Here is a 6748-nt window from a genome sequence, read left to right on the forward strand (position 1 = left end):
CAGGACGCCAGACCGCTCATTGTCAGACTTGTTCAGCAGTTCCTGTGCTGCGGCAGCGACAACGGGGTGAACACCATCTTTGCCGAGGTGCGGGGTCGTCTTCATCCGGTGCAGCGTGGTTTCTATCGAACGGCGCGGATCGGAAAGGAAGCCAGCGACCCCGGCCAGCGACTTGTCCTTCTCGGCATAGAGGACGTGCAGGATGGTGCCAACGAGCAGCGAATGGCTGGTCTTCTCCCAATGCGTGCGCTTTTCCAGTGACCCTTCGGGGTCGATCAATATGTCTGCGATGTTCTGGGCGTCACGCACCTCCCAATCGCCCTTCCGGACTTCGAGCAGCGGATTGTAGGGGTTGGATGCGGGGTTGGTCGGATCGAACAGCAGGACGCGGCCATGCCGCGCGCGAAAGCCCGCCGTCAGATCCCAGTTCTCGCCTTTGATATCGTGGACGATGCAACTGCCCGGCCAGGCGAGCAGCGACGGGATGACGAGACCAACGCCTTTGCCGGAACGGGTCGGCGCAAAGCAGAGAATATGCTCGGGGCCATTGTGCCGCAGATACCGGTTCTTGTGCGAGCCGATCACCACGCCGTCCTGTTTCAGGAGGCCGGCCTTGCGGATTTCCTTGTCGGTTGCCCACCGCGCAGACCCATACGTCTCTGACTGCTTCTCCTCCCGCGCGCGCCACACCGACATGGCAATCGCGATGACTATGGCGGCCATGGCACCCGAGACCGCGATGAATGCGCCGGTCTGGAAGATCTTTGGTGCATAGGCGTCGAACGCAAACCACCACCAGAAGAAGGCGTAGGGCGGGTAGATTGGCCAAGGTCCAAGCCAGAACCAAGGCTGGCCGAGCTCAGGTTGGTACGCAAGGGCGTGGGCCGTCCATTGGGTGGCAGACCAGATGCCAAGCAAGGTGACGCTGATGACGGCGATGACCTGACCCCAGAGAATACGGGTGGCGTTCATTGAAAGTTACTCCTGATGAGGGGGTAAATGAGGGTCACAGGCTGATCCCGCGTCCGCGGCCCAAGGCCCAGTCGACAGAACCGCCCGGCGACATGGTGCCGGTGATGTGCTGGCCGAGGTGCTGATCGAGCGCCGGGCGCCAGGGCACGAGCTGGAAGCCCAGCCCTTCGTCGATCATCGCGAAGCGGCCCGTCGAAAGCGTCACCCGCTCCCGGTAGATGCCGCTGACATAGTCGCCTGCGCCCGACGGTTTGTGCTCAAGTCCCGTGCGCGCGGCGATGGCCTGCGTGGCCGCTGTCAGTTCCTGATTCTTCAGCGTTCCGACGAGATCCTGAGCAAGGATGACCCGCTGGCCCTGCCGGCGGGCAAGACCCTGCGTTTCGAGATGGCTGGCGCGGGCATCCAAGGCGTCGCGCATCTCGCGCCCGAAACCATTGCCCGTTGCCACGGGATCGCGGGCAACAAGTTGGCGATCAAGCCACGTCGCGCCAGGTGCTTTGATCTGTGCCTCGAGGGGTATGTCTGATCGCGTGGCGAGCGACAGCCGGTCATGCCCTTTGGCATCCTCCCATGAGCGCAGTTCGACGATCGATCCGGCTTTGGCATCGCCGGTCATCTCCATGTCCTTGAACCGCAGATGGTGCGTGCGGCCATCGACACCGTCGACGATGGCATAGGCACTGCCCGTCAGCTCGTCGTGGAGGCCACGTTCGACCAGGCGTCCGATGACCGGTTCGCTTGGAACGTCCTGATGCAGGGCCAATGCCGATACATCAAACCGCCCGCCGTCGCGGCTCATGGCATTGTGCATCGTCTTGATGATGTCGTTGCGCACCGAAAGATCGCGCAATGTGTTTTCGGCACCGGGCTCCAGCGCCCACACTGCAGGCCCTTCGCGCGCGGCCAGCCCCAGCTGTTCCAGTTTGGCGGCGCGGCCCAAAAGCAGCCGGCGCATTTCGGGATCGGCGTCGCCGCCTGGGCGCAGATCGACAAGACCGGCCGTGTCCTGACCCAAGCGTTCAAGCTGCCGGTCAAGACTGGTCCAGCGCTCGGCATCGACCTCGCGTTCGAGCGCGGTGCGGATGTCCAGCTCGGTGCGCGGCCCCAGTTCGACCGTCACCCGCTCTTCCGCCCGGAACCGCAGACCTTCGCTGATATAGCCCCGGTCAATGACAAGATCGGTGCCGTCACTGGCAACGCCGCGCACCAGCACATGGATGTGCGGATTGTCGGTGTTCCAATGGTCAACGGCGACCCAGTCCAGTTCGGTGCCTAGATCCTTGGCCGCGTCAGCCATCAATTCGCGGGTGAAGCTGCGCAGGTCTTCCATGTCCCCTGCATCTTCGGGCGAGACGATGAAACGAAAGTGGTGCCGGTCATCTTCGCAACGCCCTGCAAAGGCATCCCGATCAGCCCTGTCGGTCTGGGCATCGAACATCGAGGCATCGCGCCCGTCGCGGGACACGCCGTCACGCTCAAGATACTTGATGTGCTTTGCCAGTGGTGCGGCGCGGTAATGCGCACCTTTATGGCGAGCTATGCGCGCCATAACAGTAACGCGGCGTTGGCCAGGTGTGCGGCGCATCGCGGCAACCGTCCGACGCCCGCGCGCGGCTTTGCCGCTGCCACTCCCGCGTTTCAGACCCGCTCGCCGTGAACCCGCATGGCCCGCCTTGTTGGCGGCACGCTGGACCTGAGCCGCCAGCTTCTGGCTTCGCCGTCCAGAGGCTGCACCGCTGTCCCTGCTTCTTCCCGGCCGCACCCGAAATTCATTGTCGTCTCGGCTCATTTTGAAGGTGCCAGACGATTACGCCGCAGTTTTGCGGGTGTTTGGGAAGCATTGTATGGCAGGCTTTGCCCGGTGCCATACGGAATTATCTCGCTACAACAACCACATGAGGGCCAGGTGCTGGCACTCCTTTTATCTTGCCCTCCAAAATTGCCCTCTCGCTCAGACACACGCCTCCCCGCCGTGTCCATCCGACACGACGCCCGAACCGTCAGAGATGCGCTGGTGTAACCCATCACGGATTTCGCGGTGAAAGCGACACAAACAGGGGGTGCGGCGCGGGGCTCGATATCGGCAAAGAGGCCGACGGCGACGCAAGCTGGGTGCGCTGTGGCTGCACATCAGCCGCACCATCATTGCTGCTCGCTTCTCCATCGCTGCGCGGCGTGAACAATGTAGCCTGACGCCAGGGATGAGCATTGGCAGTTGGCATGGCAGCAGGCGAAGCGATGCTGGCCATTCCAAGGCTTGGCGCGATCTGGGCGACGTAGTTGACGGTTTCTGCCGGAAGACTGCGACGACCGGCAGCATAGTCATCGGCACGGCCTGGTCCCGCATTGTAGGCCGCCAGCATCAAGCTGACATTGCGATACCGATCCCACATGGCGCGCAGATAGGCCGCACCTCCAAGGATGTTCGCACGCACATCGAACGGGTCAGAGCCAAGGCCATGCCGCGCGCTCAGCATAGACCAAGTGCCGGGCATGATCTGCATCAGCCCTATGGCTCCGGCAGGCGAAACCGCGCGCGAATTGCCGCGACTTTCCGCCCGCATCACCGCCCATATCCAGAGCTCGGGAATGCCGAAGCGCTGCGATGCCTCTGCGACATGCGGCGCATAAGGATGCGCTGCAAACTGGTCAGGCACCGTCGCAACTGCGGCAACCGGAGAAGTCGCCGCTGCCAAGCCGAGAGCGAAACAAGTGCCGGGAAGGAGAAGGTGAAGGCGCAGCCGAACGGCAATCCGAACTACGGAAAACCTGCGACGGCGAAGCGAAGCAACGGTCATGGCCTATTTCCGATCGCGATTGGTCGGACGCGACCAGAGCAGGTGATGCTCGTCGTCACGGGACATGGACCGAAGCAGGTTGGCGCGCAGGGGATGGGCAAAGGCCGGGTCGTCGATCTGCACCGCGACAAAGGCACCGGCGCGCTCGCCTGTGCGGTTCCAGCCAGCGCCAATTTCAGTGCCGGTTTCGGCATCGCCGAGCAGCACGCGCCAGTCGGGTGCATTGTCGCTGTCGTTCGATTGAGCCGGGACGAGCGTCACGACAGCATCGAGCATGAGGGTCCGGATTTGGCCCGTGAAACTGTCCTGCGCGGAATGAAAGATGCCGATCATCATGGCCTGTGCTCCTGGTTGGTGGTTGGGGAAGCGGCGGACGCACCAAAGTCACGCCAGCGCAGGGGCTGGTCAGGTGCATCACGGGTAAGGATGGGGTGTGCCGTGCCGATAAGACCGGCTGCGGGCAGAGCGCCGAAATAGCGCCCATCAAGGCTGTCGGGCGCCGGGTTCAACAGGAACAATTCGTCTGTCCGAACGCGGTGACAGCCCTGCCAGCTTGGCAAAGGCCGCCCCATTCTGTCGTGCGATTTGGCTATGGCGACACGGTTGCCGTCCACCGAGACGACAGCACCGGCGCGGCACGCCCATTGCCCAGGCAGAGCCGCGACATGTTTCATGAGCGGTACGCCGATCGGCAGATAGTGGCGATCGGCCATCATCCGTGCGGTCGCAGCCGGCGGCACAATGGCGACCAACTCGCCGAGCCTTGGGCGTGTGTCGCTCACGAGGCGATAGAGGCCGACGGGCGCACTGGCGCTCGCGTTCCACATCAGTCTCGGTCGCGGCGACAGGATGGCGACTGCTGCGAACCCGGCGCTGAACAAGCCTGCCCACAGTATCGTGGCGCGAACATAGCGGCGGCGGCTCATGCTTCGAGCGCCTTGCGCCGGAGCCAGGCTGCGTGCCGTTCAGCTGTGTAAGCCCGGAACGGCATTCCGGCGTTCAGCCGGTTGCCGACGTGGCGCCAGTGATCGGGCGATGCGTCGCACGGATCAACACCGGCGGCTTCGACCGCATCAATGGCCTGCAACACCTGTGCGACCTTGGGCCAGCTCTCGATGTGCAGCAGGATGTCGCCGCCCGGGCGGACAAACGGCAACGTCGTGTAGGCCTCGCCCGGAGCAACCGCCGTCACGATGTCTATGCACGAATGGATCGTGCCATAGTCGTTCGAGGTCCAGCGCACGAAAGCGAATACCGCGCCGGGACGGAAGGCGATGACGCGCGTGCGGCGGTTGATGATCGTGTCAGCCGCAATGCGACCGAAGCGGATCCATTGTTCGTAGCGCTTCTCGATCCAGGTCACTTCGACCTCGGTCAGGGCGCTGGCTGTTGCTGACCTGATGGCGTGCGAGGAGCTGTGCCGCTGCGCAGTTGGCTCGCTCATGGCCGCGCTCCTGCCACCGCGAACCCGACAAGCTTGACGCGGGCGTTGAGCAGGCCGGTCGCACCGAGATTATCCACAGGCTGAAAAAGGGTTAGCAAGAATCCGAAGGATTCTTTTCTATTAGCATCGTTAGAGGAGTGCCGATTTGCCGCAGAATTCTGCGGGTTTCCGCATGGTCCCGGTTTTCGATAGGCCGAGGATCGGGTTTCCGATGGGCCGAGTCCGACGGTTTTTGATAGGCCGAATGTCATGCCAACTTCTCCACAGGGAAACCGACGCGCCGGGCAGCGGCAACGAACGGGTCGACGGGGATGGGTTTGAAGATCAGCCGCTCGCGGCCGAAGCTGTGCTCAAGGCTCAGATGGTAGCCCGGGAGAGACTGCCGCCGGACGATGGTCCGCAGCTCGAATGCGAATTGCTTGAGCGGCGAAAGCGCACCTGATTTGAGATGAAGGTGCGGAACGTCGAAGCTCCAGCCACCGCGCTGATGTCCACCATGCTTGCGCACGATACGGTAGAGCCAGCGCTCGACGCCGCCAGTCAGCGCAAAGTAGGCGCGGTCGATTGTCAGGATCAGGCCGCGATCGAGCACACCCGCATAGAACCAGTCGGGCAGGATGAGCTCGATGCCAACGGCTCGGCCACGGTCGTCGAGTGTCTCCCGCCATTCGTTGATCCAGGAGAAGCGGTGGCGTCGGCGCTGGTGTTGCTGGCGGATCGACGTGGCAACGGTCGTCGATTGCAAGCGGTCGAGCGCTGCGCGCAGCCGCTCATAATGGTCCTTGCCAGTCCCACGCCCGATGAAGGTCAGAATCTCGTGCGGACGGGCGGCGATGTGCCGAGATGTCGGGCGGCCTGCGTCGCGCGCTTCGACGAGCTGACTCGCCGCCCAAATCAGAATGTCGGCATCCCAGATGGTCGCCATGCCGTGTTCGGCTACGGCTTCGACCGAGATCCATGTGGCCCCCATTGCGAAGTCGATCGGTGCGGAGCGCCGCGACTTGGCAAGGCTGAAGAAGGGCCAGGACATCAGATCCTGAGCATCGCGCGCGGCAATGTCACCGGGCATCGAGTAGAACAGGTCGAGCTGCGCACATTTTTCATGCGCGGAAGAGGCAGCAGAACTTCGCATCAGCGCCGCACCGGACGCGCGGGGAGGCAAACACCTTTGCCGGGATCTGACGTCGAATTTCGGCGGCCGATTTCGGCCCAGGCATTGAGGTCAGCAATCGCGTAAACGATACGCCCACCCAGTTTTCGGTAGACGGGGCCGGTTCCGTAACAGCGATGTTTCTCGAGCGTTCGGGCGGACAGGCCAAGATGGATGGCAGCGTCGGGCGTCTTGAGAAACCGCTGGACCGCAGATGTGGCAATTTCGATCGTAGAGAACCTCCTGATGGTATGCCGGACACTGGCGACAGGTCAGGCGGGCAGGAGGTGAGATTTGGATGCTTGCAGCTTGTCGGTGAACGGACATAGGGCAGCCCTGCCGAATGTCCCGATCAGTGGCCGCTCAACAGGGCGAGATAGCCGC

8 protein-coding genes are annotated in these 6748 nt (G+C 63.0%); all 8 read right to left on the reverse strand.

Annotated features, from left to right (window positions below):
- On the reverse strand, window positions 1-972 hold a 972-nt coding region (locus Q0239_RS01875), incomplete at its 3' end, for a type IV secretory system conjugative DNA transfer family protein (RefSeq protein ID WP_298597552.1).
- Window positions 973-1006: 34 nt separating this feature from the next.
- The gene (locus Q0239_RS01880; RefSeq protein WP_298597554.1) at window positions 1007-2761 is read right to left on the reverse strand and encodes a DUF3363 domain-containing protein; all 1755 of its coding nucleotides are present in this window, start codon (window positions 2759-2761) and stop codon (window positions 1007-1009) included.
- 235 nt (window positions 2762-2996) lie between these two features.
- Window positions 2997-3629, reverse strand: a complete 633-nt coding sequence (locus Q0239_RS01885; RefSeq protein ID WP_298597565.1) for a lytic transglycosylase domain-containing protein — start codon at window positions 3627-3629, stop codon at window positions 2997-2999.
- 144 nt (window positions 3630-3773) lie between these two features.
- A complete protein-coding gene (locus Q0239_RS01890; protein ID WP_298597556.1) occupies window positions 3774-4106 on the reverse strand; it encodes a DUF736 domain-containing protein in 333 nt (110 codons plus the stop codon).
- Window positions 4103-4696, reverse strand: a complete 594-nt coding sequence (locus Q0239_RS01895) for a S26 family signal peptidase (RefSeq protein ID WP_298597558.1) — start codon at window positions 4694-4696, stop codon at window positions 4103-4105. Before Q0239_RS01895 ends, Q0239_RS01890 begins: the two co-directional genes overlap by 4 nt.
- Complete coding sequence (locus Q0239_RS01900; RefSeq protein ID WP_298597560.1) at window positions 4693-5214, reverse strand: DUF2840 domain-containing protein; 522 nt, start codon at window positions 5212-5214, stop codon at window positions 4693-4695. Before Q0239_RS01900 ends, Q0239_RS01895 begins: the two co-directional genes overlap by 4 nt.
- A gap of 247 nt (window positions 5215-5461) precedes the next feature.
- Window positions 5462-6346 (reverse strand): replication initiator protein A, encoded by an 885-nt coding sequence (locus Q0239_RS01905; RefSeq protein ID WP_298597563.1) that lies wholly within the window; start codon window positions 6344-6346, stop codon window positions 5462-5464.
- Window positions 6346-6594 carry a DNA-binding protein gene (locus tag Q0239_RS01910; RefSeq protein WP_298597568.1) on the reverse strand — a complete coding sequence of 83 codons (249 nt, stop codon included), beginning with the start codon at window positions 6592-6594 and terminating at the stop codon, window positions 6346-6348. Before Q0239_RS01910 ends, Q0239_RS01905 begins: the two co-directional genes overlap by 1 nt.
- Between the last annotated feature and the right edge of the window lie 154 nt (window positions 6595-6748).

The sequence above is a fragment of the uncultured Sphingorhabdus sp. genome (assembly GCF_937872355.1).
Classification (GTDB): Bacteria; Pseudomonadota; Alphaproteobacteria; order Sphingomonadales; family Sphingomonadaceae; genus Sphingorhabdus_B.